Annotated in this window: 33 protein-coding genes and 1 tRNA gene; 17 read left to right on the top strand and 17 right to left on the bottom strand. The window is 64.3% G+C overall.

Translation table 11 applies throughout. From position 1 onward, the window contains the following. Positions 1 to 6 precede the first annotated feature (6 nt). Positions 7 to 759 carry a ribonuclease T2 family protein gene (locus Y900_RS05240; RefSeq protein WP_036339770.1) on the top strand — a complete coding sequence of 251 codons (753 nt, stop codon included), beginning with the start codon at positions 7 to 9 and terminating at the stop codon, positions 757 to 759. A gap of 36 nt (positions 760 to 795) precedes the next feature. Beyond that, on the top strand, positions 796 to 1,653 hold the full coding sequence (locus tag Y900_RS05235; RefSeq protein WP_036345911.1) for an extracellular catalytic domain type 1 short-chain-length polyhydroxyalkanoate depolymerase: 858 nt from the start codon (positions 796 to 798) through the stop codon (positions 1,651 to 1,653). A 35-nt stretch (positions 1,654 to 1,688) separates the two neighbouring features. Here Y900_RS05235 and Y900_RS05230 read toward each other — a convergent pair whose 3' ends face one another. The 4 genes from Y900_RS05230 to Y900_RS05215 form a co-directional block, all read right to left on the bottom strand. Next, the gene (locus Y900_RS05230) at positions 1,689 to 2,135 is read right to left on the bottom strand and encodes a response regulator (RefSeq protein WP_036339767.1); all 447 of its coding nucleotides are present in this window, start codon (positions 2,133 to 2,135) and stop codon (positions 1,689 to 1,691) included. Continuing rightward, a complete protein-coding gene (locus Y900_RS05225) occupies positions 2,132 to 3,724 on the bottom strand; it encodes a sensor histidine kinase (protein ID WP_036339765.1) in 1,593 nt (530 codons plus the stop codon). The genes Y900_RS05230 and Y900_RS05225 overlap by 4 nt, the downstream gene beginning before the upstream one ends. Further along, on the bottom strand, positions 3,721 to 4,932 hold the full coding sequence (locus Y900_RS05220; RefSeq protein ID WP_036339763.1) for a PP2C family protein-serine/threonine phosphatase: 1,212 nt from the start codon (positions 4,930 to 4,932) through the stop codon (positions 3,721 to 3,723). Before Y900_RS05220 ends, Y900_RS05225 begins: the two co-directional genes overlap by 4 nt. A 119-nt stretch (positions 4,933 to 5,051) precedes the next feature. Next, positions 5,052 to 5,558: a hypothetical protein gene (locus Y900_RS05215; RefSeq protein ID WP_036339761.1), complete on the bottom strand. Its 507-nt coding sequence runs from the start codon at positions 5,556 to 5,558 to the stop codon at positions 5,052 to 5,054. Positions 5,559 to 5,619: 61 nt separating this feature from the next. On the opposite strand from Y900_RS05215, the gene Y900_RS05210 reads away from it, so the two are divergent. Continuing rightward, positions 5,620 to 5,955 (top strand): hypothetical protein, encoded by a 336-nt coding sequence (locus tag Y900_RS05210; RefSeq protein WP_051659899.1) that lies wholly within the window; start codon positions 5,620 to 5,622, stop codon positions 5,953 to 5,955. Between the two features lie 8 nt (positions 5,956 to 5,963). On the opposite strand, the gene Y900_RS05205 is transcribed toward Y900_RS05210, so the two are convergent. Then, positions 5,964 to 6,161 carry a hypothetical protein gene (locus tag Y900_RS05205; protein WP_036345906.1) on the bottom strand — a complete coding sequence of 66 codons (198 nt, stop codon included), beginning with the start codon at positions 6,159 to 6,161 and terminating at the stop codon, positions 5,964 to 5,966. A 33-nt stretch (positions 6,162 to 6,194) separates the two neighbouring features. On the opposite strand from Y900_RS05205, the gene Y900_RS05200 reads away from it, so the two are divergent. Genes Y900_RS05200 through Y900_RS05190 form a run of 3 tightly spaced genes read left to right on the top strand, consistent with a single transcriptional unit; the run spans position 6,195 to position 7,849 of the window. Next, complete coding sequence (locus Y900_RS05200) at positions 6,195 to 7,049, top strand: LLM class F420-dependent oxidoreductase (protein ID WP_036339758.1); 855 nt, start codon at positions 6,195 to 6,197, stop codon at positions 7,047 to 7,049. Positions 7,050 to 7,109: 60 nt separating this feature from the next. Continuing rightward, the gene (locus tag Y900_RS05195; protein ID WP_420329798.1) at positions 7,110 to 7,493 is read left to right on the top strand and encodes a hypothetical protein; all 384 of its coding nucleotides are present in this window, start codon (positions 7,110 to 7,112) and stop codon (positions 7,491 to 7,493) included. Between the two features lie 23 nt (positions 7,494 to 7,516). Next, the gene (locus Y900_RS05190; protein ID WP_036339752.1) at positions 7,517 to 7,849 is read left to right on the top strand and encodes a cupin domain-containing protein; all 333 of its coding nucleotides are present in this window, start codon (positions 7,517 to 7,519) and stop codon (positions 7,847 to 7,849) included. A 4-nt stretch (positions 7,850 to 7,853) separates the two neighbouring features. Here the strand turns inward: Y900_RS05190 and Y900_RS05185 are convergent, their stop codons facing one another. The 3 genes from Y900_RS05185 to crcB (Y900_RS05175) are packed head-to-tail and all read right to left on the bottom strand — an operon-like array spanning position 7,854 to position 9,672. Beyond that, positions 7,854 to 8,915: a putative PII-like signaling protein gene (locus Y900_RS05185; RefSeq protein ID WP_036339750.1), complete on the bottom strand. Its 1,062-nt coding sequence runs from the start codon at positions 8,913 to 8,915 to the stop codon at positions 7,854 to 7,856. After that, positions 8,912 to 9,250 (bottom strand): fluoride efflux transporter CrcB, encoded by a 339-nt coding sequence (gene crcB, locus Y900_RS05180; protein ID WP_051660317.1) that lies wholly within the window; start codon positions 9,248 to 9,250, stop codon positions 8,912 to 8,914. The genes Y900_RS05185 and crcB (Y900_RS05180) overlap by 4 nt, the downstream gene beginning before the upstream one ends. Positions 9,251 to 9,273: 23 nt before the next feature. Beyond that, positions 9,274 to 9,672 (bottom strand): fluoride efflux transporter CrcB, encoded by a 399-nt coding sequence (gene crcB, locus Y900_RS05175; RefSeq protein ID WP_109751021.1) that lies wholly within the window; start codon positions 9,670 to 9,672, stop codon positions 9,274 to 9,276. A 68-nt stretch (positions 9,673 to 9,740) separates the two neighbouring features. Here crcB (Y900_RS05175) and pgm point away from each other — a divergent pair, with 68 nt between their 5' ends. The 7 genes from pgm (at position 9,741) to Y900_RS32095 (ending at position 15,659) form a co-directional block, all read left to right on the top strand. Continuing rightward, the gene (pgm, locus tag Y900_RS05170; protein ID WP_036339742.1) at positions 9,741 to 11,375 is read left to right on the top strand and encodes a phosphoglucomutase (alpha-D-glucose-1,6-bisphosphate-dependent); all 1,635 of its coding nucleotides are present in this window, start codon (positions 9,741 to 9,743) and stop codon (positions 11,373 to 11,375) included. Further along, on the top strand, positions 11,372 to 12,634 hold the full coding sequence (locus Y900_RS05165) for an MFS transporter (protein WP_036339740.1): 1,263 nt from the start codon (positions 11,372 to 11,374) through the stop codon (positions 12,632 to 12,634). Before pgm ends, Y900_RS05165 begins: the two co-directional genes overlap by 4 nt. A gap of 165 nt (positions 12,635 to 12,799) precedes the next feature. Beyond that, positions 12,800 to 12,875: transfer RNA gene (locus tag Y900_RS05160), tRNA-Ala, on the top strand. A gap of 497 nt (positions 12,876 to 13,372) precedes the next feature. Beyond that, positions 13,373 to 14,371: an ABC-three component system protein gene (locus Y900_RS05155; RefSeq protein WP_051659898.1), complete on the top strand. Its 999-nt coding sequence runs from the start codon at positions 13,373 to 13,375 to the stop codon at positions 14,369 to 14,371. Beyond that, entirely contained in the window at positions 14,364 to 14,915 is a 552-nt protein-coding gene (locus Y900_RS05150; protein WP_051659897.1) for an ABC-three component system middle component 2, read from the top strand. Before Y900_RS05155 ends, Y900_RS05150 begins: the two co-directional genes overlap by 8 nt. After that, positions 14,899 to 15,285, top strand: a complete 387-nt coding sequence (locus Y900_RS33675) for an ATP-binding protein (protein WP_036339737.1) — start codon at positions 14,899 to 14,901, stop codon at positions 15,283 to 15,285. Before Y900_RS05150 ends, Y900_RS33675 begins: the two co-directional genes overlap by 17 nt. Next, the gene (locus Y900_RS32095; protein ID WP_125477408.1) at positions 15,189 to 15,659 is read left to right on the top strand and encodes a hypothetical protein; all 471 of its coding nucleotides are present in this window, start codon (positions 15,189 to 15,191) and stop codon (positions 15,657 to 15,659) included. Before Y900_RS33675 ends, Y900_RS32095 begins: the two co-directional genes overlap by 97 nt. Positions 15,660 to 15,787: 128 nt before the next feature. Here the strand turns inward: Y900_RS32095 and Y900_RS05135 are convergent, their stop codons facing one another. The 5 genes from Y900_RS05135 to Y900_RS05115 form a co-directional block, all read right to left on the bottom strand. After that, positions 15,788 to 17,053, bottom strand: a complete 1,266-nt coding sequence (locus tag Y900_RS05135) for a tyrosine-type recombinase/integrase (RefSeq protein ID WP_036345900.1) — start codon at positions 17,051 to 17,053, stop codon at positions 15,788 to 15,790. Continuing rightward, positions 17,053 to 17,244, bottom strand: a complete 192-nt coding sequence (locus tag Y900_RS33670) for an excisionase family DNA-binding protein (protein ID WP_036339733.1) — start codon at positions 17,242 to 17,244, stop codon at positions 17,053 to 17,055. Before Y900_RS33670 ends, Y900_RS05135 begins: the two co-directional genes overlap by 1 nt. Positions 17,245 to 17,395: 151 nt before the next feature. Continuing rightward, on the bottom strand, positions 17,396 to 18,862 hold the full coding sequence (locus tag Y900_RS32090) for a replication initiator (protein ID WP_036345898.1): 1,467 nt from the start codon (positions 18,860 to 18,862) through the stop codon (positions 17,396 to 17,398). A gap of 11 nt (positions 18,863 to 18,873) precedes the next feature. Continuing rightward, positions 18,874 to 20,400 (bottom strand): FtsK/SpoIIIE domain-containing protein, encoded by a 1,527-nt coding sequence (locus Y900_RS05120; RefSeq protein ID WP_225933664.1) that lies wholly within the window; start codon positions 20,398 to 20,400, stop codon positions 18,874 to 18,876. Positions 20,401 to 20,412: 12 nt separating this feature from the next. Beyond that, the gene (locus Y900_RS05115) at positions 20,413 to 20,796 is read right to left on the bottom strand and encodes a hypothetical protein (RefSeq protein ID WP_036339731.1); all 384 of its coding nucleotides are present in this window, start codon (positions 20,794 to 20,796) and stop codon (positions 20,413 to 20,415) included. 243 nt (positions 20,797 to 21,039) lie between these two features. Here Y900_RS05115 and Y900_RS05110 point away from each other — a divergent pair, with 243 nt between their 5' ends. Next, on the top strand, positions 21,040 to 21,759 hold the full coding sequence (locus Y900_RS05110; protein WP_047329669.1) for a helix-turn-helix domain-containing protein: 720 nt from the start codon (positions 21,040 to 21,042) through the stop codon (positions 21,757 to 21,759). Between the two features lie 20 nt (positions 21,760 to 21,779). Next, a complete protein-coding gene (locus Y900_RS05105) occupies positions 21,780 to 22,250 on the top strand; it encodes an NUDIX hydrolase (protein WP_036339726.1) in 471 nt (156 codons plus the stop codon). Between the two features lie 16 nt (positions 22,251 to 22,266). Here the strand turns inward: Y900_RS05105 and Y900_RS05100 are convergent, their stop codons facing one another. From Y900_RS05100 to Y900_RS05090, 4 genes are all read right to left on the bottom strand, one after another. Beyond that, entirely contained in the window at positions 22,267 to 22,809 is a 543-nt protein-coding gene (locus tag Y900_RS05100; protein ID WP_036339723.1) for an HD domain-containing protein, read from the bottom strand. 165 nt (positions 22,810 to 22,974) lie between these two features. Beyond that, the gene (locus Y900_RS32960) at positions 22,975 to 23,259 is read right to left on the bottom strand and encodes a hypothetical protein (RefSeq protein ID WP_225509175.1); all 285 of its coding nucleotides are present in this window, start codon (positions 23,257 to 23,259) and stop codon (positions 22,975 to 22,977) included. After that, the gene (locus Y900_RS32955; RefSeq protein WP_225509265.1) at positions 23,195 to 23,506 is read right to left on the bottom strand and encodes a TetR/AcrR family transcriptional regulator; all 312 of its coding nucleotides are present in this window, start codon (positions 23,504 to 23,506) and stop codon (positions 23,195 to 23,197) included. The genes Y900_RS32960 and Y900_RS32955 overlap by 65 nt, the downstream gene beginning before the upstream one ends. Before the next feature lie 112 nt (positions 23,507 to 23,618). Beyond that, positions 23,619 to 24,140, bottom strand: coding sequence for a PaaI family thioesterase (locus Y900_RS05090; RefSeq protein WP_047333248.1), 522 nt, complete (start codon positions 24,138 to 24,140; stop codon positions 23,619 to 23,621). Between the two features lie 254 nt (positions 24,141 to 24,394). On the opposite strand from Y900_RS05090, the gene Y900_RS05085 reads away from it, so the two are divergent. After that, positions 24,395 to 25,042 carry a TetR/AcrR family transcriptional regulator gene (locus Y900_RS05085; protein WP_036339721.1) on the top strand — a complete coding sequence of 216 codons (648 nt, stop codon included), beginning with the start codon at positions 24,395 to 24,397 and terminating at the stop codon, positions 25,040 to 25,042. Between the two features lie 326 nt (positions 25,043 to 25,368). Continuing rightward, positions 25,369 to 26,526 carry an MCE family protein gene (locus tag Y900_RS05080; RefSeq protein WP_230986017.1) on the top strand — a complete coding sequence of 386 codons (1,158 nt, stop codon included), beginning with the start codon at positions 25,369 to 25,371 and terminating at the stop codon, positions 26,524 to 26,526. Positions 26,527 to 26,541: the final 15 nt, after the last annotated feature.

Below are 26,541 nucleotides of genomic sequence, written 5' to 3'. Positions count from 1 at the left end.
TATCGCATGCGGCGAGGTGACGTGGCCGTATTGTCCATATCGGCCGCACTGGGGGCAGTGGTCGTCGCGGCCGTGGTCGTCAGCGTCCTCGTCGTCGATCGTCCACGCGAGCCGTCCAGAGCCGCGGAGTCCACGAGCAACTCGAGTCTGCTTGTGGTGACGTGGGGTCCTGCGCTCTGCAAGGTCGACCCACCCAATCCTGGCTGCCGAAGCGGCCATGTCGGGTCATTGGGACCGGCGTTCATCCTGCACGGCCTCTGGCCGCAGCCGCCGACCCAGCAGTTCTGTGGAGTGCCGAAAGGAGGCCGGAATCCCAGCTTGGCGGAGCTGAAGCTGCCCCAGGGCGTGCAGACGGATCTTCAATCGATGATGTCTGATGCCGGCGTCATGGCCCCCCACGAATGGTCTGCGCATGGCACCTGCTCGGGGCTCCCACCGGCCGACTACTTCACCATTGCCACGAGGCTCACCGAACAGGTGACCGCTGTCCTCAACCCGGTTTTTCGGAATGCGCAGGGCGACAACGTGTCACTGAGCACGGTGCGAGACCGGTTCGACGCCGCATTCGGTGCCCGCACCGGCGACCGGGTCGGCATGAACTGTCGCGAAGTGGGCGGGAGCGGGATGATCATCTACGAGTTGCATCTGTCGCTTCCGCCGGTTGCGGACCTGCGGAGCGCTTCGAACGCGTCGTTGGGTGAGCTGCTGGACAAGGGGCCGACGATCGTGGCGGGTTGTCGACGCGGGCTCGTATCCTGACGTCGCCCGAGACCTGTGCCAGTGCACAATCAACCCGTGAGCCGCCGTCCGACAGCATTTGTTGTTGCCCTACTGCTTCTGTTCACGTTGCCCGCCGAGCACGCTTCGGCGACAGGTGATCTGCCCGGCGCGCTCACCTTCGGTGGCGTACAGCGGACGTATGTGTTGCACGTGCCCGCCGGTGTGCAACATCCCACCGCCCTGGTGCTCAATCTGCACGGCGGTGGGCAGACCGGCCGCACCCAGGCCGCCTTGACCAACTACAACGCGATCGCCGACCAGCGCGGGTGGGTTGTCGCCTATCCCGACGGCATCGATTTCAGCTGGGCTGACGGCCGCGGCGCGTCGATCCCGGACCGCCGGGGTGTCGACGACGTCGGTTTCCTGGCGACACTGATCGGCCGGCTCTCGCATGACTTCGGCATCGCGCCCGGCCGGGTGTTCGTCACCGGCATGTCGGCGGGCGGTTTCATGGCGACCCGGTTGGCGTGCGACCGCGCCGATCTCGTCACTGCGATCGCGCCGGTCGCCTCGACATTGGGTAATGCTGTGCACTGCAACCCATCCAGACCCGTGTCGGTCCTGACGGTGCACGGCACCGCCGACACGGTGGTGCCGTACCGCGGTGGCCGCGTGGTCGGTAGAGGGGGAGCCAGCACTGTCGTGTCGGCACCCACGATGGCGGATCGGTGGCTGGCCTTCGACCGGTGCCCGCGGGCGGTGAGCACTCCAATCGACGGGGGAAAACGTCTCGCCGCCAACGGTTGTGCCGATGGCACCGAAGTCGCGTTCGTCACCATCGAGGGGTGGGGACACACCTGGCCGTCGGGCCGCGCCACAGCCTTCGACGCCTCACAGGCCGGCGCACAGTTCTTCGCCGCGCACGGAGCCTGAGCTAGATGAGGGGCGGCGGACGGCGGCGGTGAAGCTTATCGCTGTCCCCCCGGCAGGCGAACCACCTGCACGAAGAACTCGTCGATCTGTCGGACCGCGCTCATGAACTGATCGAGGTCGACCGGTTTGGTGACGTAGGCGTTGGCGTGCAGCTTGTAGCTGCGCAGGATGTCCTCTTCGGCCGACGAGGTGGTGAGCACGACCACCGGGATGGTGCTCAGGTCGTCATCGGACTTGATCTTCTCCAGCAGCTGACGCCCGTCGTATTTGGGTAGGTTCAGGTCGAGCAGGATGAGGTCCGGCCGCGGGGCATCGGCGAACGGGCCGCGCCGGTACAGATAATCCAGGCCTTCCTCCCCGTCGTGCACCACATGCAAGGTGTTCTTGAGCTTGTTGTGCTCGAACGCCTCCCGGGTGATCAGTTCGTCTCCGGGGTCGTCCTCGATGAGCAGGACGTCGATGGCGCGAGTGCTGTCGCTCATGAAGCGGTTCCTTCCAGTTGCAACGCTTGTGTTTCTGCTGCGATACGGGCGGGCAAGGTGAAGCGGAACCGGGTCCCGCCGTCGTAGGCGGTGTCGATCGAGATGGTGCCGCCGTGGTGTTCGACGATCTTTTTGACCAGGGCCAGGCCTATTCCGGTGCCCGCGTAGGCATCTCGGCCATGTAGGCGCTGGAAGATCACGAATACTTTGTCGACGAATTCATCGGCGATTCCGATTCCATTGTCGGAGAAGGTGAATACCCACTGCCCATCATCTTCACCGGTACCGGTTTCGGAGGTGATGGTGATGCGTGGGGCGACGCCATCGCGGCGGAACTTCACCGCATTGCTGACCAAGTTCTGCCACAACATGGTCAGCAGGGTCGGGTCACCCGTCACTGTGGGCAACGGGCCGGAACGGGTTATCTCGGCACCGGTTTCCTCGATCGCCGTGGCCACATTGGCGAGGGCGGCGTCCAGCACCGTATCGAGTTTCACGTCGACCTGAGTGGAGTGCAGACGGCCGACCCGCGAGAACGTCAACAGGTCGTTGATCAGAACCTGCATCCGCTTGGCGCCGTCGACGGCGAAATCGATGTACTGGTGGCCACGTTCGTCCAGCTGGTCGCCGTAGCGCTTCTCCAGCAGCTGACAGAACGACGCGACCTTGCGCAGCGGTTCCTGTAGATCGTGCGAAGCGACGTAGGCGAACTGCTCAAGCTCGGCGTTGGAGCGTCGCAGCTCGGCGGCCTGCTCGTCCAGTTGCGTACGCGCGTCGCTGGACGCCTGGAGTTCTTCGACGATGCGGCGTCGCATGTCCTCGACGTCGGCGGCGATCGAACGAATATCCTTGGGGCCCTCCGGAACAATCCGCTCGTCGAAGCTTCCCTTGGTGATCCGCCGGCAGGCTGATGCCAACGCCTCCATGGGCCGAGTGACCGCATTGCGAATCAGGATCGTGATCGCCACACCGGTGATCAGGAATGCGGCGATCACGACGGCGGAGGCGCGGTCGCGCCACTCTCGTGCGGTATCGCGCTCGTGTACCGCTTCGGTGCGGACGGCGGCGAGATGGCTGTTCTGAGCGTCGAAAAGTGCTCGTAGGGAATCGAATTTCGACTTCCCGGCCTCCGCATTCGTTCTCGTCAACACGCTCGGTGAGCCCGGTGTGACGCTGGCGATCACAGGATCCGCGTACTCATTGCGCCAGGTCGCGGCCGCGTTCTCGATGGCGTCTAGGTCCGCAAGTAACTCCGGCCGCCCAGCCAGGTCACTCCGAATAGACTGCGCCGCAGCCTGTTCGGTGCGCTGACCGTCGGAGTAGGGCGCCAGGAATTGCGTGTCGGCGGCGATGACGTAGCCGCGGACCGCTGTCTCCTGATCGCGTAACGCGGCCTGCAGCTGATACGCGGCGACCCGCGCGGGCTGAATGTCGTCGATCAGCTGCCTGCTTGTCTCATCAGTTCGGTCGAGTAGCACAGCTGCAACGAGTGTCCCGCCGAGCACTACGACGCCAAGCACCAGCAACACGACGCTCAACCAGCCCCGCACCGTCATACCGGACAGCCGGGTGCCCGCGACCTCTTTCATCGGCGGGTCCGCTCAACGCGCAGCACGGCGATGTCGTCGGTCATGCCGCCGTGCGATGCGGCGCGTGCTTCGGCGCCTTCGATGAGGCCCGCCACGAATTCTGGGCCGGGAAGCTCCGCGATCGAGCGGGCCAGCTCGAGCAGACCATCTTCGCCGAGTCTCTTCTCGCCGATACCCGAGTGCCCCTCGAACAGCCCATCGGTGAGCAGTACCAGCCCGTGGCCGTCGGGCAGTTCCAACTCGTTCAGCGGCCACTGCTGTGCTCCCAAACCCAAAGCTGGTCCGGCCGGCGGCTCGACCCATTCCACGGTGCCCGGTCCATGCAGCAGCATTCCCGGGTGACCGGCACGGACGGCGGTGAAGCCTCGCGAGTCAGGCCACATCGCGATGCTGAGCACAGTCGCGAAGATTCCGGTGCCCGCGCGCTCGGCGCGCAGGACCTGCTCGAGGCGGCGCATCCGGTCGTTGCCGCGGAGTCCCGCGAACGTCAATGCCCGCCATGCGATGCGCAGTGCCGCGCCCAACGCCGCTTCGTCGGGGCCGTGGCCCGCCACGTCGCCGACCATGACGTGCACGGTCCCGTCCGGGGTCTGCACCATGTCGTAGAAGTCGCCACCCAGCAACGCGTTCTCCCGGCTGGGCCGGTATTGCATGACGATCTCGACGCCAGGGTCGTCATCCAGCAGTGGCAGCGGCAGTAGTGCGCGCTCCAGACGGGCGTTCTCCTGAGCACGCATCTGGCTGGTGTGCAGGTCGACGGCGGTCAGTTCGGTGCGTTTGCGTTCGATGGCATATAGCACCGAACGGTGCAGAGTCTCAGGTTCAACGTGTCCCTTGACGAGGTAGTCCTGGGCGCCGGATGCCATCGCCGACATGCCGAAGTGCTGGTCGTTGAGGCCGGTGAGCACGACGATCGGTAGCCCCGCATCAAGCTTGGCCACCCGGTCCACGGCGGCCACGCCATTGGCGTCGGGCAGGTTGAGATCCAGCAGGACGCAATCGGGCCGATGGACGGCCAGCTTCTCCTGGGCGATCGCCATCGATGCGGCCCACTCCACGCTGATATCGGCGCCGGCTTCAGAGATCAGTTCCTCGACCAGAATGGCATCGCCCTGATCGTCCTCGATCAGCAGCAACGAAATCGGTCGCTTGGTGGCACCGGCAAAACCGGCAGGATTCAGCACCTGTGGGTCATAGGGTGCGCGCATGAAAGATCAGATCCTTAAGTTCAGATCGGCCGCGCTTTGACCTAGGTATTCGTTAGACAACATATCGACCCTACCGGCTGACTGCTGTCGTACCCAAGCCTGGTGGGGCGCGACGCAGGTCAGCGGCGTGCCGAGCCGGTCAGCGGTTGGCCTTGAGCGCCCTGTAGCAGGCAAATTACCGTGCTGGGATAAGGATTGTCCGACGTCCGGTCCTGGTCGGAGTCGATCAGGTAGCTGGTGGTGTACGAGCCAGCAGTGGCGGCGGTGCCTGTGTAGCGCGCAAAGCCGGTCGCGCATTCGCGGGCCGCGACGTCGTCGAGGGCGGAGTTCACCGGGATCGGCACACGCAGATAGGTCTCGGCCAGATGGGGTTGACCACAGTCCACGACGTTGACCTGGACCACCGCGGGATCGGTGGGCGGCGGGTCGGCCAGACAGTCGCCGGCTTGGAGGTCCACCCACTTCACCGAGCGGGTTTGCACCGCCGGTGCGGGCATCGCGGTGGTGTGCATGGAGGTCGGAGCAGATGTGGTGGTCGGGGTCGGAGTGGTGTCCACGCGCCCACCGCAGCCTGCGGTCGCGGTGATCGCGACACCGATCACGATGCCCCGCGTCGTGCTGCGCATCACGCTTCTGTTTACCGCAGCGCGTCGGGAGGGTACGTGGCTTTGCATCATGAGAATGCATATGTCGACCGCCACGATGGCATTCGCGACCGCGGCGGTTGCGACCGCGGTGTCCGCGGGAGCCGGCCTGGCTCACGCCGATCCGCATGGTCCGCCGGGGCCGCCCTGGGCCCCGAACGGACCGGGCGTGAATGCCGGGGCGCCAGGTAACCCGCTGCCTCCGGGTCAGGGATACCTGCCTCCGCCGGGACATCGCGCTGACTACGACAACGTCGTCCCCGTTTGGGCCCCGCCTGCGCCGCCACCGCCGCCTTGGGCGCCGTGGCTACCGGTGGTGTGGAATGCCGACCTGCCGGCCTGGGGCGTGTGGTGGAACGGCGGCTTCATACAGCTGTAGGCCGCAAATCAGAAGCTGCTCTCACGACCCCGCACGAACTCCAGAAGTGCGGGGTCGTTTGAGATGAACCGGTCGACCTCTTCGCCGCCGTCGCAGCGGTACAAGCCGACGGTGACCCGGTGGGCGTGACGGTCGATCACCGCCCAGTGTGCACCGGCGTCCTCCCACCGCTGTAGGACCGCCACCGGGTCGTCGCAGTCACTCATGGCCAACATCATGGCTCGTGGGATGATTCACGGATGCGACTCGGGTTGCACGCCCTGGGTATCGGCGCAGGCGCCGAACCCGAGGTGATCCGAGCGGTGGCCGTAGCGGCCGAGCGCCATGGATTCGCAACTTTGTGGGCCGGCGAGCACGTGGTGATGGTCGACAAGTCCGACTCTGAGTACCCGTACTCCGACGACGGCAAGATCGCTGTGCCCGCCGACGCGGACTGGATCGACCCGATGATCGGATTGGCCTTCGCCGCGTCGGCCACGACGACGATCGGGCTCTGCACCGGCGTCCTGTTGTTGCCCGAGCACAACCCTGTGATCGTGGCCAAACAGGCGGCCAGCCTGGACAAGATCAGCGGCGGCCGCTTCTCGCTCGGCATCGGAATCGGTTGGTCGCGTGAAGAATTCGACGCTCTCGGAGTTCCGTTCGAACGGCGCGCCGCCCGCACCGCAGACTATGTTGCCGCCATGCGCACCATCTGGCGCGACGATATTGCCTCCTACGCAGGCGAATTCGTCGACTTCGACGCGATCAGGGTGAACCCGAAACCGCGACGGCGCCGCATCCCGGTCCTGTGCGGCGGCAACAGCGATGCTGCGCTGCGCAGGGTCGCACGGTGGGCGGACGGCTGGTACGGCTTCAATCTTGACCCCGACGATGTCGCGGCCCGGGTGTCGATGCTGCGTGAGATGTGTGGTCACGCCGGGCGTGACCCTGGTGAGCTGCGACTGGCGGTGGCGCTGCGCGATTCGAGGCCGTCAGACGTCGGGCGTCTGGCAGAGTTGGGGGTCGACGAGCTGGTTCTGGCCGCCTCGCCGCCGCAGGATCCGGCTGCCGTCGCCGACTGGGTAGCTGACCTAGCCGCGGATTGGCAGTGAGGGAGCACGGTGAACCACTGGACTGCAGTCGCGGGTGCGGCGGTGTTCGTCTGGTTGGGGATGGTGCTCGCCATTTCATTCCTCGAGGCGCCGCTGAAATTCCGGGCCCCCGGCGTCACGATTCCACTCGGTCTGGGTGTCGGCCGGCTTGTGTTTCGGGCTCTCAACATCTGCGAAGCGGTGCTGGCGGTGGTCATCGTCGCGGCTTTGGTGCTCGGCAGCCCCGGTTCGGGTGTCGTCGTGGGGGTGCTGGTGGCCGCCTCAGCGTTGGTGATTCAAGTGGTCGGTGTGCGTCCGGCGCTGACGCGGCGCTCGGATGCCGTCCTGGCCGACGCCCGCCAGGCCGAGAGCGGACGGTCGCGCGCGCACTACGTCTATGTCGTGTTGGAAGTAGTCAAGGTGGTGGCGCTGCTGTCCAGTGGCGTTCTGCTGCTTGGCTTTTGATAAAGGAAGCTGATGGAGGAATCATGGAATCGATCTCGCTGAACCAGCTCGCCGACGAACAGCTCACCGCGGCCCGCTCGTCGAACAGCGGCCGGGCCGCGCACACCGTGCACGGCGGCCACGATCACCAGCTGCGGCAGACGCTGATCGCACTGGCCAGTGGCCATGAACTCAGTGAGCACCACACGCCGGGGGAGACGACGCTGCAGGTGCTTCGCGGCCGTGTCCGGCTGGCCACCCCCGACGACGCGTGGGAAGGCCAGGCAGGTGACCTGCTGGTGGTCCCGCGGGATCGGCACGGCTTGCAGGCCATCGACGACTCGGTGATCCTGCTGACGGTGCTGGCCGACAGCTGAGCGGTCAGTACCGGTAGTCGGCCAGATCGGTGGCGCCCTGGCGGATGTCGCCGTCGAGCAGCAACAGGGCCGGCACCATCTCGGAGGTGACCAGCCCGTGGCGGCCGGTCACGTCGTCGATGAGGTCGAAGCATTGGGCGATGACCTCAGGGGTGTCGACGACGATGGTGGTCACCGGAACCTGGCGGCCGTACTGAATCAGCTTGTCGCCGTGGGGTTTATGGTCTCCGTGGAAGCCCCAGATGCCACGTAGGACGGTGGCGCCGGCCGCGGTGTTGGATTCCCACAGCCGTCGCACCAGTTCCCGGTGGACGGGGACGCCGTCGTGATGGGTGGATGCGTCGGTGTGGATTGTCAGCTTCTGGCGTAGTTCGCGGCCGTGCGCGTCCACGGCAGGCAGGGCCGGCGGACGCGCGAGCAGCTGGCCGTCGCGTTTGAGGATCTGTACGCGTTCCACCGTCACCAGCGGCTGATCCATCAGTCCTTCGAGTTCGGGCAGAGCGCGCCGCGCCTGTTCAGCGGTGCCGATCGCGACGATCATGATCGGCACGTCGGTGTTGCCGCTGAAAAAGCGGGCGCGGCGCCGCCGGCCGTCCGCGGTGCCGTCCACGCCCAGGAACACCGTCGCGCCGGCGAAACGATGGCGGTGCAGCAGATCGCACACCGCGTAGAAGGCGGCCGCCCCGTTTACCCGGCGTCGTCGCCCGACGTAGATCGTGAGCTTGACCCCGTCGTCTCCGTCGGGCAGCTCACCGCTGTAGAGCCGGGCCCGCTCCAGGGTGATCAAACCGTGCTTGGTCATGGCGATGACGTCGTCGATCAATCCGCCGATGGTCTCCGCGGTGTCGACGGCGGCCACGGCGATCGGCGGATCCTCGGACAGCGTCAGGGATTGGTCGCTGCGGATCACGTGCCGCGGTCCGAAGCTGGCGATGCCGCGCAGCATCACACTCTCGGCCACCTGGCGCCGCGCGTACAGGTCGAGCATCGCCTCGGCCAAGAAGCGGGAATCGGCGCGCTGGCGCTCGCCGAAGAAGGCGGTCAGCTTGAGATAGGTGTCGTTCACAGCATCCCCGCAATCCACTGGCCGAGCATCGCCGCGGCGACACCCAGGATGACGCTGACGACGAGATTGGCTATCGCGGGCCAGATCTGGCGTTCCTCGGTCAGCCGTTGCGTCTCCAGCATCCAGGTCGAGAACGTGGTGTACGCCCCGACGAAGGCGGTGCCGGCCAGCAGCGCGACGTGCTGGCTGAGGGTGAGCCCGCTCACAAAGCCGAGCAGCACCGCGCCGGTGATGTTGACCGTCAGCGTGCCGAAGGGGAACGACCGTGCCGCCCGGCGCGCAACCGCGCGATCGACCATGAACCGGGCCACCGAGCCGAGCCCGCCGATCAGCATCACGCCAGCCCAGATCGCGACGGTCACGCGCGGATCCTGACCCGGCGAACCACCGCTGTCGCAACGTAGACGGCGAGCAGTCCCGCGACGATGCTGACCGCGCTGTAGGCGGCCGCGAGGCCGTAGTGGTGGTGCTCGATCATCTTCAGCGTCTCGACCTGCATGGTGGAAAACGTTGTCAGTCCGCCGCAGAGGCCGGTGCCCAGTAGTGGTCGGCGGTAACTCGACAGCGGGAGTCGTTCGAGCAGGCGGGTGGTGAAATAGCCGAGCAGGAACGCGCCCACGATATTGACCCCGAACGTCGCCCACGGCCAGCGCGCCGGGTCGTCGGCGAAGACCGTAGCGAGGATCGCCCTCGCGAGGGTTCCCACCGCGCCGCCGACGAAGACGGCCGCCAGTTCCCGATTGTCGTGACCGAACACGGGCAATCCCCTTAACCGTCGATGAATCCGCGAGCAAGTATCACCCTAGGGAGGGCAGAATTGGCGCCATGGCGGCTAACCCCCGCGCCGGTAAGCCGGCGCTCCCCGAAGACCTCGTCGATCTGCCCCATCTGGTCAGCTCGTATTACTCGGTGAACCCCGACCCCGACGACATCGACCAGCAGGTGGTGTTCGGCACGTCGGGGCACCGCGGCTCCAGCCTGGACGGGGCGTTCAACGAGGCGCACATCCTCGCCACCACCCAGGCGATCGTGGAGTACCGCGCCGCGCAGGGCACCACGGGGCCGCTGTTCATCGGACGCGACACCCACGGGCTGTCCGAGCCGGCCTGGGTGTCTGCATTGGAGGTGCTGGCCGCCAACGATGTTGTGGCGATGATTGATTCGGCCGACCGCTATACCCCGACCCCGGCGGTCAGCCACGCCATCCTGGCCTTCAATCGCGGCCTGAGCTCGGGTTTGGCCGACGGTATCGTCGTCACACCGTCGCACAATCCGCCGCGTGACGGCGGGTTCAAGTACAACCCGCCCAACGGCGGCCCGGCCGACACGGATGCCACCGGGGCGATCGCCAAGCGCGCCAACGAAATTCTGCGCGGTGGTCTCAAAGAGGTCAATCGGGTGCCGCTTTCCCGGGCCCTGCACAGCGTGCAGCGCCACGACTACCTGGACGCCTACGTTGCCGATCTGCCCAACGTCGTGGACATCCATGCGATCCGCGCCGAGAAGATCCGCATCGGGGCCGACCCGTTGGGCGGCGCCAGCGTGGACTACTGGGCGGCCATCGCCGAACGCCACGACCTCGACCTCACCGTGGTCAACCCGTTGGTCGATGCGACGTGGCGGTTCATGACGCTCGACACCGACGGCAAGATCCGGATGGACTGCAGCTCGCCGAACGCGATGGCGTCGCTCATCGCGAACCGGGAGTCCTATCAGATCGCCACCGGCAACGACGCCGACTCCGACCGGCACGGCATCGTCACCCCGGATGCGGGGCTGATGAACCCCAACCACTATCTGGCCGTAGCGATCGACTATCTGTTCTCGCACCGGCCGGACTGGCCGGCCAGCGTGGCCGTCGGCAAGACGGCGGTCAGCTCGTCGATCATCGACCGGGTGGTGGCCGGCCTGGGTCGCAAGCTGATCGAGGTGCCGGTGGGCTTCAAATGGTTCGTCGACGGATTGATCAGCGGCACAATCGGTTTCGGTGGCGAAGAATCTGCTGGGGCTTCGTTCTTGCGTCGCGACGGCTCGGTGTGGACCACCGACAAGGACGGCATCATCCTGGCCTTGCTGGCGTCGGAGATCCAGGCGGTCACCGGGTCGTCGCCGTCACAGCGCTATGCCGAGCTGGCCGCCGAGTACGGCGCGCCGGTCTACGCCCGCGTCGACGCCCCGGCCAACCGGGAGCAGAAGGCGCGGCTGGCCAAGCTGTCCCCTGAACAGGTCACCGCCACCGAGCTGGCCGGTGAGCCGATCACCGCCAAGCTGACCACCGCGCCGGGCAATGGCGCGCCGCTGGGCGGGCTGAAGGTCACCACCGCCGACGGCTGGTTCGCCGCGCGGCCGTCGGGCACCGAGGACGTCTACAAGATCTATGCCGAGTCGTTCAAGGGAGCTGAACACCTGGCCGAGGTGCAGGAAGCGGCCCGTGAAGTGGTGAATACAGTCATCTCGTGAGTTCTGTCGCCGAAGGTGACTGTCCCGCGGAGGCCGAGGACAAGCTTCCGCGGGAGGTCTGGGTTCTGATCGCCGCCAACGCGGTGATCGCCCTTGGCTATGGCGTGGTGGCGCCGGTGCTGCCGCAGTTCGCCCGCAACTTCGGTGTGAGTATCAGCGCCGCGACGTTTGTGATCACCGCGTTCGCGGTGATGCGGCTGTGCTTCGCCCCTGCGTCGGGCATGTTGGTCCAGCGGCTGGGGGAGCGGCGCATCTACGTCAGCGGCCTGCTGATCGTGGCGCTATCAACCGGTGCGTGCGCGTTCGCTCACACGTACTGGCAGCTGTTGGTGTTCCGGGCGCTCGGCGGAATCGGCTCGACGATGTTCTTCGTCTCCGCGCTGGGATTGATGATCCGGATCAGCCCGCACAACGCCCGCGGCCGGGTGGCGGGCATGTTCTCGTCGGCGTTCCTGGTCGGTTCGGTGGCCGGCCCGCTCCTCGGCAGCCTCACCGTGGGTCTTGGTCTGGCGGCGCCGTTCGTCATTTACGGTGCAGCATTGCTCATCGCCGCGGCGGTGGTGTTCATCAACCTGCGGCACTCCCACCTGGCCGCACCGGCGCCGGCTGACGAACTTACGGTGACCCTGGGTGTGGCGCTGCGGCACCCGGCCTATCGGGCGGCGCTGCTGTCGAATTTCGCGACCGGATGGTCGGCCTACGGCCTGCGGGTGGCGTTGGTGCCGCTGTTCATCACCGAGGCGTTGCATCGCGGGCCTGGGGTCGCTGGCGCCGCGCTGGCCACGTTCGCGGCCGGCAATGTGGCGGCGGTAATTCCGTCGGGCAGGTTGTCCGACCGGACCGGGCGGCGGCCCTTGCTGATCACCGGGTTGGGGGCATCAGGGTTGACGACGGCCGTGGTGGGTGCGGCGACAGCGTTGCCGGTGTTCCTGGTTGGTGCCTTCATCGCCGGGGCGGCCACGGGTGTGTTCACCGCGCCGCAGCAGGCAGCGGTGGCCGACATCATTGGCAAGGCTCGGGGCGGGACGGCGGTGGCGACATTCCAGATGATGTCGGACCTGGGGTCGATCGCCGGATCACTCGGCGTGGGCGAGATCGCCCAGCATCTGTCGTTCGAGTGGGCGTTCGGGATCAGTGGAGCCATCCTGGTGTTGGCGTCGATCGGCTGGCTGCTGGCGCCGGAGACGCGGGACCGGCCGCCGTTGGAACACACCCCCGCGCGGCCGCTGGGGCCGGAGGCCGCCGGTGAGCTGCCTTAGGCCGTCCTAGGTCGAGATTGCACTGGCGCAGGAAACGTGCGAGGAGGAGACGTCTGCGTGAGTTCGATCTCGACGCGATCTCGCCGCATGTCGTCGGCTGCTGCCTGCTCTGAGCAGCGATTTTGAGGCACGCGTGCCGGTGGTGTAACTTCGGTGGGCACACCTGGGGCTATGGCGCAGTTGGTAGCGCACCACACTGGCAGTGTGGGGGTCAGGGGTTCGAATCCCCTTAGCTCCACCAGGCAAAACAGCACTCGATTGAGTGCTCAGAAGGTCGTTTGACGACAGTTCTGACGACAGTTCGGTTCATCTCAGCCGTGAGCAGGAGCGCATCGCCCCCTTCTCATCAGCTCCCGGATGGCCGCCACGGCGCTGTCGGTCAACACAGTCCGCCCCTGCGGCGTGACGGCCCCTGCGGTGTGGCGGGGTGATGGCCATGCCATTGGTCCCAACCAACCAGCGGCGGTCAGCGTCCCCGCTCCGATCGTCGAATTTCCGTCACGCTGCAGCATGATGCCTGCTCGCGAACCGTGAGCCTCCCGGCCGGGGCATGTCGTGTCTCGGCTGGCGATCCTACGACTTGTCGTATCCTGACCGCCGGGAGGCAAGAGTCGGTTGAACGCAGCTCAGAGCGGAGATAGCCAGGCTCCTGGGGGTCCCTCTAGTGGTCTTCGCGACATACCAGAACCCCTACATGGAGAGACTGGTGTCGCGCTGTCCGGGCCACCAATATCGCCCATGGCACGCATTTCCCTGTACGACGACGTCCAATGGGAACTATTCATCCTTGAATGGGTGCATGCCCTGAGATCCGGCTACGTTCAGGTCAAGCGGTTCGGTGGAGCCGGTGACAGGGGCGCGGACATTGCGGCGTTCAAGACTGCAAACGGCCTAGAAGGTGCTTGGGACTGTTTCCAGTGCAAGCACTATGCAGAACCTCTCGCCCTAGGAGACATACTTCCCGAGATTCTGAAGATCTTCGTGGCAACTGTTGTCGGAGAGTGCGTTCTGCCGGACAGCTACCAGATCTTGGCTCCCCGCGGTTGCAGTACAAACTGCGGTCGGATGCTCAGCAGCCCGCAGAAGTTGAGGAAAAAGTTCCTCGACCACTTGGCCGACGACGACAGCACCCTCGCGAGGGGCCTTGAGTCGGACCTCGTCTCTTCGGTTCAGGAACTGGCGTCGGTCACGGATTTCTCGATGTTCCGATCCGTCGAGCTGACTGATGTGCTTGAACTGCATAAGACAACTTGTTGGTACAGCGACCGATTCGCCACAGCGCTTCAGCCGCGACCCGCTCATGTGCCAGCTCCCGGTGACTTGGCGACACACGAACGGAGATACGTACAACAACTGGTTGATGTTTACGCCGAAGCACACCCCGAGGAAAGCCTCCAACCCGAATCAGTGGCATCAAATCCCAGAGTGGGCGAACGCTTTCGCCGCCACCGCGAGAACTTCTACAAGGCGGAGGCGCTACGAGTGTACGCGCGGGATTCAGTGCCGCCGGGGACTTTTGAGCGATTGCAGGATGACATTCATTCGGGTGTTATCGATGTAGTCGAGGACCACCACGCCACGGGCCTGAGACGTTTGACGAGTGTGCTTTCGCTAGTTGGACAGCTGGATCTGAGTCGGCATCGTCTGATTTCGGTGGTCGAGATCGATGATCGACAGGGCATGTGCCACCAGCTGGCGAACGTCGATCGGATTCAATGGATGTCGCGCAATGAATGACTACGACAATCGGGCACCGAACGGTCCAGCGGGCGACCGTCGGAGGCCGCAAAGCATCAATGAATCGCCGCTGAACGGCCCTTTGGAGGTCGGCATCCGCGTGTTGATGATCTTGACCCAGGCCTTCCCAGCTGAACTCGACCTGAATCAGCTTGTCCTGCTTGATCACTTCGTGCTCCACAGCAGGGACGTCGGTGGCCCTGAAAGTCTGCATCCGGCTCTGCCGATCCGTGCAGGCGAGATTGCGGCCAAGCGTGAATCTATCGAGGCAGGAATTGGTCTTCTGCTGAGGCTGCATCTCGCCGAGATTGCGGTTGGAATGAACGGGGTGCGGTTTCTTGCCGGCGACGGCGCCCTGCACTTCGTGGGAGTCTTGGGCTCGTCGTACTCACATCGCTTGCGCGATCGTGTCGGATGGGTGTTGGGAAGTTTTCCCGATCTGGACGAAGCGAATCTGCGACGGCAGACAAAGGCGATATTCGATTCCTGGTCCGAAGAATTTCACTGGCCCGATACGGACGGGAACAATGGCAAACCGCATTAGCCTGACGCATCTGACTTTCGTGGGGCCCGGCAAGGCTCCAGCGACGGTTGATTTCGGGCCACGAACGACTGTCATCCATGGTCCCTCTGACACAGGGAAGTCGTTCATTGTCGACGCCATTGACTTCATGCTTCGTGGTTCCACTCTTCGGGAGATTCCGCAGCGCGCGGGCTACAGCACAGTCCTATTGGGAATTCGGACGCCGACTGGTGAAGACGTCACGCTCACCAGGGGGGTCGAGGGCGGCAGTTTTGGCTTGCTGGAGGGAGTACTGTGCGGCGCTTCTCTAAAGCGATCGGTGAGAGGCTTTCCGCGTGGCAGGTCCCTGATGGTGATGAGGTCCGTTATGACCGGGATGAGCAGGATCTGATAGCGGGCGATCAATTACGCTCTGCTCACGGTAAAGGCGTTCGCGCAATCCTCCACTCCGCCTTCACCATTGGCCTTGCTCAGTATTGCTTTGAAAATGATCTTCCACACCCTGGATTTGTCGTTCTGGATTCACCATTGGTGACCTATCGCCCACCGAAGCCTGGCGAAGCCGTCGATCGTGAGGTTCTCGACATCGGCATTGCTGCGCGGTTCTACGACGACATTCAGCAGTCGGTTGGTGGGCAGGTCATCATCATGGAGAACATGGATCCACCATCTGGACTCCGGAAGGAGTCAACCGACGTATTTTTCACAGGCGTTGCGGGGGAAGGCCGATTCGGCTTTTTTCCGTCTCAGCCGTTGCCGTCGTAACCAGAGACCTTTGATATTTCGACAACGGCAACGTCATCGTCGGCTTGCGGCACTCGATCGCGCGTCGTTGCGGTCGACTTGTACGGACTCGAAGCTGAACGTATCCGCTGAATTCCATCAGGCGAACGCTACCCGGTTTCGTCGCCGAGGCTGTTGGAGGCGAACAGTGAGCCCATCGAGTCCAAAGCATCCCGTTGAACGGCTTCGATGACCTCGACATAGGTTCCCGTCGTCACCGTGATTGAGCTGTGGCGCAGAATCTTCTGAACCGTCGCCGGCTGAACTCCCATTGTGAAGAGCAGGGTGGCGCACGAGTGTCGGAGGTCGTGGACGCGAAGTTGCGGCACCTCCGCCTTCGCGCACAGGCTGTGGAACATTCGGTTGACGTTGCGCGGCTCCAACGCGCCGCCCTTAGGGGTCGTGAAAACCAGTCCCGTGTCGCGCCACGTTGATCCGGCGGCCAGGCGCTCCTCCAGCTGGCGCCGGCGGTGGTTAGTCAGAATCGGCACAAGCGTCCGAGGTACTGGCAGAACTGCGACGGATCCTTCAGTTTTGACGTTCTCAAGCTTCAGCTGGCCGTCCACGCGGTGCAACGCTCGCCTGATTGTAATCCGCTCAGCGTCTAGATCGACGTCGGACCATTGCAGCCCGAGCGCCTCACCACGACGGAGTCCCATCGACAGCGCGACTGCCCACAGTGCATAAAGTCGCGTCGTCTCAGCGGTCTTGAGAAAGCGCATCGCCTCAGCCCGCGTGAAAGAGCGCACCTTCCGGTCATCGGTCACGCGCAACTGAACGAGTCGGGCGACGTTGCGGCTTAACATCTCTTCGTCGACCGCATCCTGCAGAGCAGCCCGCAAAACGCGCAGAATGTGGCGAATCGAGCTGGCAGACAACGCGTCGTTGCAGCACTTGGCAGGCACGAGAGCGCAGCACCGTGCCTGCGACTTGCGCCCTCGCGCTGCGTCCTTCCCTTGGGCGCAGCATTGGCATCGGGTCTGCAATCCGGTCAGCCATGCGCGAATATGCGAGGCCTGCAGTGACTTCAGCTTCCGATTGCCAATTCCCGGGATGATGTGCAGGCGCACGTCGCCCTCATAGGTCGCATACGTCGTGCGCCGAACGCTAGGCTCCGCAATGTGCTCTAGCCAGTAGGTCATGTACTCAGCGACCGTCAACGTCGTTGTTGCAGTGGGTATGCCGCGTCGCTGTTGATCGAGAACCTTGCCGAGTTCGTCCAAGGCGGCACGCTCACTATCGCCGTAGACGCTGATGCGCTTCCGTCGTCCGTCCGGCGTGTCGACGAAGACTTTCGCCTCCCAGCGCCCATCACCTCGTCGGTACACGCCGCCCTGGCCGTTCGCGTTGCGACGTGCTTTCCCACCTGCAGCCATCACGCGGCTCCTTCAATCAAGCCGGATAGGTAGTCGTCGAAAGACTGCCGCACGATCCGCCGGCACCTACCGATCTGTACCGATCTGACACGTCCGTCCCAGATCAGCCGGTACACCATCCATCGACTGACTGCGAGACGATCCGCCGCGGCCTGCACGGTGATCAGCTCAGCACTGAATTCAGTATGCATCCGTTTTCCTCTCCGTGTGGAAGTAATTCGGAATGCCGGCGTACGGCTTGTGGGGGTGAAGTAACACATACGGGTTGTGCTGCGGGCGAGGCAATTTCAGCTATTCGCAGGGTCCCGGGACCGGTCTTCTCGCGATCGAATACGGGCGTAGTCATGTCGACCAGTCTGGTGGCGAGGATTGATCGTGCGTCCAGCGATTCGCACGGACGATGTGGCGATGTTCGATCATTCGGTGCGCCGCAGACACGACCAAAGTGCGTTCACCGAGATTGCCCAGCCCGGCTCGATCGAATGTCCATTCCACTTCTTCTTCGGCACCGTGAAGCGCCCGATCATGTTCGTCGGTCGCGAGGTCTGAGCGGTGGCGTTGCTCCCGAGTCCACTCAGCTCGATGCTCGCGCAGCGCACTCATCGTGGTGGAGAACAGCCGGGATTTGGTGGTGATATGCCCACGAAAGCCGAGAGTGTGCAGCCAGCGGTCTATCTCCGAGTAGGCGCCATGATCGGCTAGATCGAGAATTGTGGTCAGAATCGCCCGGATATGTGTGGGGACGTCTAAATCGGGAACGGCGAGCGGTGACATCCGTCGGACCCCAACGCCGAAGTCGGCGACGGATTTGGTCACGTACTTGGCCAGGTAGGCCGGGACCGACCGACGCGACTGGCGAGGTGTTGCCCCGCCGCAGTCACTACTGTCCGACCGCAATGGCCGCGCATCCGTCTGAGTGCCGAACTGTATTACACGGCTACTGATTTCAGCGCCGTGTGCTGGGGCGGCGACAGTGAGTGCGACGCCGCTTGCGGCCTGATGGATTAGGAGGGCCAGGTCGGTGGCTGTGATTGAGGACTTGGGTGGTGTTGGGGCTTGGCCCGGCTGTGGCGGCTCGTCGAGGCGGATTACGGCGTGGAAGTGCGGGATCGCCCGACGTTGCATCTCGGTCACCTTCACGAAATTGATTCGGGCAGCGGTGGGGGATTCGCCGAGCGCGCGTAAGCGTCTACGCAACAGCCGGCGCAGGGCGATGGTGAAGCGCCGCCACAGTTCAGGGGCATGCCAGGCGAACAGGACATGCCCCATGTAGTCGTAACAGTCCTCGCAGAGCGGCTGACCGACATGAGCATCGCCCTCGTGGTGGATGGAGCTGCACCACAGGGGTCTCCCGTGCTGGCAACGTTGGTGGGCATTCCGGCCCCGGTCGTGGCACCGCCGAGCCTGGCCTCGCTGGCCGTCATCGCGTGTGGTGTGCACGGCCCCGAAACTGGGCGCGGTCAGCGTGACGAACACCTGAGGGTGTTCGGCGACTGTGGGCGGCAGATCGTGATGGCCACCGTGCACGCCGGCGTGTACGAGTTGCCAGGTATCGCGGGCATAGAGATCAGAGCAGGACGGGCAGGCGACAGCGCGTCGGTTGTTGCATCGGGTCCACACCCGAAGCTCGCGACCGAAGCTGTCGGTTCCTGTCAGACGGATCGGATTCGCACAGAACCCAGCATTCTCCGCTTTATTCCACCAGGTCTCGAAGTCGCGGGAGGCGGCGCGACGCACCATCTGCGCCACCACGCCGATGGTGTCGGTACCGGCCGGAAGGCCTGGCAGTGTCGAAACCGCAATGCCCAGCGCAGCAGTGGTCACGACTGGCGACCTTCAGTCTCGGCGGTCCGAGGATGCGCTCTTGTGGGGGCAAAGCGAGCGACGAGATCATCAATGGCGGAATCGGTGACGTGGAAGGCCCGAACTCGCAACGGTTCAGCGTTGCCGTCAGTGCAGACGTAACCGACACCGGGAGTACCGGTGGAGATTCCATCACACAAGGCGCCGGCTTCTCGGGCGGCGGCTCCGAGCACCATCGCGGTCTGGGTGGCTTCACTCATGCGCAGCCCGACCCGGATGGAGAAGAGCTGCCGGATGGGCAAAACATCTTTAGACGGGTCCTGTACCGCGGCGACCACCGAGATACCGACTGCGCGGCCCTGGGACAGCAGCAGCCCCAGCAGCTGCTCAACCTCGGCGCGTGTTCTGCGGTCCCCGAGATAGGCAGTCAGCGAGGCGATTTCGTCGATAATCAATACAATCAGTGGTGCGGAGACACTCGGAGTGTGAAGCCGAGTCTTCCCCCGCAGCCGTTGCGCACGTTTCTGCATCACCGCGACAACCGCCCGCAGCGCAGCGAGTGTCTGTTCACCGTTGTCATGGGCGAGCGAGGTGAACAACACTTGTCCGCGCCCGAACTCCATCCCTCCCTTGGGATCTACGACGACGAGGCGTGCGCAGCCCGCCCGCACGGCGGGGCCGACGGCGGCAATGATTGACCAAAGCACCGAGCCCTTGCCCGAGCCGGTCGCGCCTGCGACCAAGATGTGCTGTCCCAGTAGCGGTAGGCGCCAACGCTCACCGGCCTCGGTGAGCCCCACCCACAGGCGGGACAGGTCCGGTGTGGTGCCCCTGGCCGGACGAGGAAGTTGGATGGGTGTCGTCAGCGGATCGCCGTGATGGGCGGTGATGCGGATCGAGCCCGGTCGGGTCGAGCGAATGGTCACCCGCTGGGCGCTCAGCGCTTCGGCTAACGCGTCACCTCGGGATTGCCAGTCGGCCAACGACTGGCCCGTGAGGATGCGTACCTCGAGAACGTCGCTCGTGACACCGATCGTCACCGAACGCAGAATCGGCACCATGACGTGACCGTCGAGACCGGCGGTCAGGCCACACAGCGTGCAGACCGTGGCCCATCGGCCTCGATAGATACCCCATGTGCGCCACTGGACCCGCAGACGTACCGTCACCCACTGACGGAACGTTTGGGGGGATAACAGAAACCAGCTGAACAATGCGAGAGCCGACCAGATCGCCGCCAAGAGGCCGACCAAGGGACCGCAAGTGACGGCCATCCAGACGCTTGTGATGGCCGGAATGCTGATCATTGGAAACAACACCGACGCCCATACCAGCGCAGCAGTCGCTTTGCCAAGCGCCGTGGCTGCACGGAGGGCAATGTCATCGGAGTCCGAGTGGTTCGGAAGAGAGCGGTTGGAGCGGTGAGCTCGTGGGTGGCCAGGCATGGCAGACCTTCCGGCAGGCTTGCGGGATCGGGGTAAGGAGAGGCTTCGGCCGAGCGGGCGCAGCACCACCGTCTCTTGGTGTTGCGGTGCTGCGCCCACTCGACGAAAGGGTCAGGCGGCCGGCTTGCTCGTGCCGCCGGGTACGCCGCTCGGTGACGCATTCCGAGGTGCGGCAACGACTCCCGCCAGTGGTGCACCTGAAGCGCGGATCGCTTCAGCGCGGAACGCGACTCCGCTGCGACTGTCCTGGCTCCACGGCAGGGCAACCAAGCCCTCGATGTGGATCGGCTGCCCGACCGTCACATTCGGGTCGCCGGCAACCGTCACGGTGATGACGTCGCCGCCCGTGGAGTCCAGCGCCATCACCTGGACCTGCCACAGCGGCAGACCCGTCTCGCGATCCAGCTTCGGCTGGCCGGTGTCAAACGCGATCCGCTGTTCGGGTGCCCGCGTGCACACAAATGACACACCGCCGGTGTTAATACGTAGTTTCATTCCAACTGTCCTTCCTGCTGTTTTCTCGCGACCGCTCGGCCGCGACCACCAGTTCAGGCGGACAACTCGGACATTCCCAGGGCATCAGTTAGACAAAGCGGACAGACGCCTGGACAACGCGGACACTCGGACGACAATCGCGCGCCAACTTTTGTGCTTTGGGCGTCGCTAACGCTGGCACCGCGCTCCTAGCATGAGCAGATCGAGAAGCTACCTGTTCCTAACCACGCACTGACGACGCGAATGAGTGAAAAGGGTTTCAGCGAAGCCAGACTCGCAACAGCCGCCGGTGTCGACGTCAAGACGGTGGGCCGCTGGGTCAGGGGTGAATCACTGCCCCAGGCGGTCAACGCGCGCGCCACCGCCGACGCACTGGGCTGTGATCCGCAGACGCTGTGGCCAGACATCTTTCCCACCCTGCGCCCACCTGGTACCGGCACGGTCGCGGTCAGTGTGTACCGAAGCCGCGCGGACGTCCCTGTCGCCGTGTGGACCCAACTGTTCGGCGGCGCCGCCGAGCAGATCGACATCCTGGTCTACGGGGGCACCTTCCTCTTCGACGGCATTCCCAGGTTCTGCTCAACGCTCGCAGTCGCGGCCGAACGCGGAGTCGCCATTCGCTTCATCGTGGGTGATCCCGATTGCGCTGCGGTAAGCCAACGCGGGGAAGAGGAGACGATTGGCTCAGTTCTAGCAGCTCGCTGCCAGATCACACTCGCACGATTGGCTTCACTCGCCGACGCCCCAGGCTTGGAGGTGCGCACACACGCCACACCGCTGTACACGTCGATGTTCCGCGCGGACAACACCCTGATTGCCAACCCGCACCTATACGGTGCTCCCGCCAGCGACAATCCCGTCCTCTTTATTCGACGTGACGACGCGCCCGAGCTGTGGCGCGATCACCAACTCTCTTTCGAACGGGTGTGGAACACCGCCCAACCATTACCCACGCACGCCTGACCTGCCGATTGGAGAACCGTATGGCCCGGACCGACTACTACAACGATCCCCACGCGCCAGCCGCAAACAGTGTGGTGCCCTCCACTACCGCCGTCGTCACCGATTCACATGATCGCATCGTGCTAATTCGCCGCCGCGACAATAACCTTTGGGCATTGCCGGGTGGCGCAATGGAATTGGGCGAATCCATCGTCGACGCGGCGGTTCGTGAAGTGAAAGAGGAAACCGGTCTCGACGTCGAGATCAGCGGACTCATCGGCGTCTACACCAATCCTCGCCACGTTATGGCCTACGCCGACGGTGAAGTCCGTCAACAGTTCTCGCTGTGCTTCACCACCCGGCTGCTCGGTGGACAGTTGCGAGTCGACTCGGAAAGCACCGACATCGCCTGGACGTCACCAGGCGAACTTGCATCTTTGGACGTCCACCCCTCGATGCGGCTGCGCATTCAGCACTACCTTCAACGCCGCGACAGCCCATACCTCGGGTAGCCCGGCAAGGTCGTCTCTAGCCGGCGGAGGCACTAACTCGTGCTGCCGCCGCCAACAGGCTCGGCGCCGCCCGCTCGATCGCACGATGCACAGGATCCCCATCGGGGTAACGCGACAGGATCTCCGTGACTCGATCTTCAGCTCGCACAGGCGAGCCCTGCGGGCCAGTGGTCAAGTCCGCGCACGTCAGCACGTCTAGTAACAACGACGGAGGTGCCGTGAACTCGGCCAGCGCGTCTAAGAGGCCGCGCTCCCGCGCCTCGAACACCGCGCCCGTGTGATAGGCCACCAGCGAGACCACCACTGCGGGAAAGCCCTCGTCGCGGACGAACACTGCGCCGTCGACGGGGTGGAAACCAGTCGATCGAACTGACGGCGCATAGCCAACATCGTGAAGCCACGCGGCAGCCACCACCGCGTCGGCATCCATGGCGCCCAAGCCGACGACCAATCGCTCCGCCGTCGCCGCGACTCCGCAGACATGGGCCCACCGATGCGGCAGATCGGCCAGTCGCTCCTCGGCGATCGCCCGTGCACGTGCCGCGTCCGTCACCACGATGCAAGTCTACGAATGTGCCCGACACAGCACCGACGCGATTTGGGCGAAAGATCCACGCCGCGGCGGCTCCCGTCCGCTGGCGCTCCCGTCCGCCACCACGGACCGAAAAATGCCTATCGGATCGAGGCTGTGAGAACTTTCTCTACTGTTATCAAGAACAGGTTCTCAGCCCACTTCGGGATCGCCATGAGTGGCGTCCACAAAGCGGTCGATGGCCCTATCGATTCGATCCCGAGCGACTTCACCCGATATTCGCCCACTGCTGAACGCCGCCAAATTGGCAAGCCACACATCAGCGATCAGCCCCGCTAGTCGCTGGTCTCTGACCGTGGGCTCGCCGCCGCTCAAAGTCCTTGCCAGCAGACCTTCAATGACGTCGATCGCTTCATCGGTGGCTGCGGCGGCGGTGTGGTCGGCGAGGACGAAGGCGCGCGTCACCGCCTCGGTCAAGCGCGGGTCTTGGTTGCCATTCGGTGTGCAGGCAGTCGACGAGCAAGCGAAGGCGTTCGCGCGGTGTCGACGCGGTGACGGTCCAATCGCGGCTGTTTCCAAACTCTTGGAACTCGCGGGTCAACGCCGACACCAAGAGGTGGATCTTGGAGGGGAAGTACCGGTACAGCGTGCTGACGCCGATTCCGACCTGCGCGGCCACCGCGCGAACGTGCACAGCCTCGTAACCGCCGCTAACTGCCAGCATCATCGCGGCATCTACTGCACTGTTACGGCGGTACGTGTCGACACCGCCAAGGTCGGCCGCCCTATCGGGGCGATGCTGCCTCAACTTCGAAGCCATGCTGCCAACGCCACGCTCAGACGCTGTGATCACCAATTGGTTGGTGAAGCGCGCCGGCTAGCCGATCAAACAGGTCCTCGAATCCGCTCACGTCGCCGTGCGCAGCGAAATGATCGACACCCACCGTCACGAAGACTGCGCTGGCGGTGAACCGGGTGATGCCATCGTGACTGACTCCCGTTCCGCTGACGTGAAGAGCACGTCCTTGGCGGCCGGTGATCTGGGCAGTAATCCTGTGCGGTTCGTGCAACGGGACAGGTCGCAGATACTCCACTGTCAGACTGCGTGTCACCGCGGGCGTGCCGGCCACCCACAACGTGAAGCCCAGTACGTCGTCACAGGCTGTCGCTACTGCGCCGCCGTGCGCCAGTCCTGGGGCGCCGATATGGCGCTCATCGAACGTCACATCGCTGTAGACCTCGTCACCGTCGCGATAGACAACCAGCTGCAATCCATGCGAATTCGCGGGCCCGCACCCGGTACACGTCGAGGTATGCGGAGGCAGTAGATATGGCCCCGGATGTGCTGTGTCACCCATCGTCATCCCCTTGTTTCGCACTGATTCGCGATATCGTCGGGCCCGCACCGCAACTGCAACGAGCCTTCGTTTGGCAGCTTCTGGACGCACCAAGACCCTCCCGCGTAGACACGACGGCCATGCCTACCGACCAGGGTGTTCTCCGTAACCGCGGACAAACCTACGAACAGTTTCGCTACGCTACTCTTGGTACCATACCTTGACGCCTGCTGGAAACGCCGCCCGCAGGTCCCATTTTCCGAAGGGACAACGCAGTGAGCACTCAACCGGCGGCATACGCAGACGACGATGATGACATCGACCCCCGCCGGATCAGGTCGCGTAACCGACTGCTCGACGCGGCGGCGGCACTCCTCACCACCGGGGGAATCGAAGCCGTCACGATCGACGCGGTGACCAAAGCCTCCAAGGTGGCTCGCACCACCCTCTATCGGCATTTCGCAAGCTCATCACAGTTGCTGGCGGCCACATTCGAGCGCCTGCTGCCGCACGTCACTACACCGACACCCGACGAGGGGTCGCTGCGGCAGAGGCTGATTGAAATCCTCAGCCGGCAGGCCGCACTCTTTGCCGATGCCCCGATCCAGGTCACCACGCTGGCTTGGGTCGCCCTTGGGCCCACCGATCCTGCTGCTGACGGCACCGCAGATGAGGACAGCCCGGCTGGCAGCCTGCGTTCTAGGGTCGTCGAGCAATACCGCAAACCGTTCGACGAAATCCTGTCGAGCGACCAGGCTCGCGAAGAACTTGACGAATTCGACCTCGAATTGGCTGAGTGCCAGCTCGTCGGTCCGCTGGTCTTCGCACGCATGACCGGACTCTGCACCATCAGCCGTGACCAGTGCGTCCGCATCGTCGACGACTTTCTGGCCGCACACTCACGCACCCGAACCGAGGCGTGACGGCGAATTGGTAGGTGCGCCGGCGGTTCGCCTGCGGCTTGTCGTCGCTGGGACCGGGCGGCTCGCACTGGGCCTGGCTGAAACTTCCTGGTGACCCTGCGTCATCGCCATCCGCCAGCCGCGCTGAGAAAACGCTACTAACAGTTTCAAAACGCTATGTAGCGTTGTGCTACTATAGGTACACTTATGAGGTTCAGTCGACCACGATCCAGTGAGCCCGTCATATGAAAACCCCTGTCCGCGTGAGTCGTTCGTCGAATCGCGCCGCTGTTGGTCGCACGCTGAATCACTGGCGGCACCATCCACCGTTACGAACGGCCGGGACCGTGGCGCTGGCCCTGGTCGTAGTAGTGGTATCGACGGTCTACCTGCAATTTCACGGTGAGTTCACTCCGGCCATGCACTTGACCCTGGTGTCGGATCGCGCTGGGCTGGTCATGGAGCCCGGGGCAAAAGTGACCTACAACGGCGTCGAAATCGGCCGGGTCGCCGCGGTGCGCGCGATCCAGCAAGATGACACCACCAAGGCGAAACTGTCCCTGGACGTCGCTCCAAAGTACATCGAGCTGATCCCGGCCAACGTGACCGCCGAGATCAAGGCCAGCACGGTATTCGGCAACAAGTATGTAGCCTTCCGTAGCCCGTCGAGACCGGCATCTGCGCGCGTGTCGAGCTCGCAGGTGATCGACGTCTCGCACGTGACGACCGAATTCAACACCCTGTTCGAAACCTTGATGTCGATCGCGCAGAAAGTCGATCCCGTCAAACTCAACCTGACTCTTGCGGCCACCGCCGAGGCACTGGACGGGCACGGCCTCGACTTCGGCCGATCAATCATCGCGGGCAATGCTGTCCTCGACGACATCAACCCTGAAATGCCGCAGATCCGCGAAGACATCAAACGCCTTACCGACCTCGCCGACGTCTATGCCCAATCCTCACCCGATTTCTGGAAATTCCTCAACAATGCAGCGACCACGGCAGGCACCGTCAATGAGCAGCGAGCCGATCTCGATGCGGCGCTGCTGGCTGCCGCGGGCTTCGGCAACGCTGGCGCTGACATCGTGGGGCGGGGAAGTCCCTACCTGGTGCGAGGTCTGGCTGACCTGGTGACGACCACCGGCACCTTGAACACCTACAGTCCCGAATTCCTGTGCAGCATAAGAAATTATGCTGCGATCCTGCCGCAGACTGTTGAATCCGCAGGCGGCAACGGCTACTCGATCGACTTCCGTATCGGGCTCACCGGTGCGCCGAATCCGTACGTCTATCCGGATAACCTGCCCCGTTCCAATGCGCGAGGCGGCCCGGGCGGCGCCCCTGGATGTTGGCAGACAGTCACCAAGGATTTCTGGCCCGCCCCTTACCTGGTAGCCGACACCGGCGCATCACTGGCTCCCTACAACCACCTCGAACTCGGGCAGCCATTGCTTACCGAATATGTGTGGGGACGCCAGGTCGGTGAAAACACCATCAATCCCTAGGACGAGCAGGCCTGC

The sequence above is a fragment of the Mycolicibacterium aromaticivorans JS19b1 = JCM 16368 genome (genome assembly GCF_000559085.1).
In the GTDB taxonomy this organism is placed as follows: Bacteria; Actinomycetota; Actinomycetes; order Mycobacteriales; family Mycobacteriaceae; genus Mycobacterium; species Mycobacterium aromaticivorans.
This window is presented reverse-complemented; position numbering and strand designations above follow the sequence as displayed.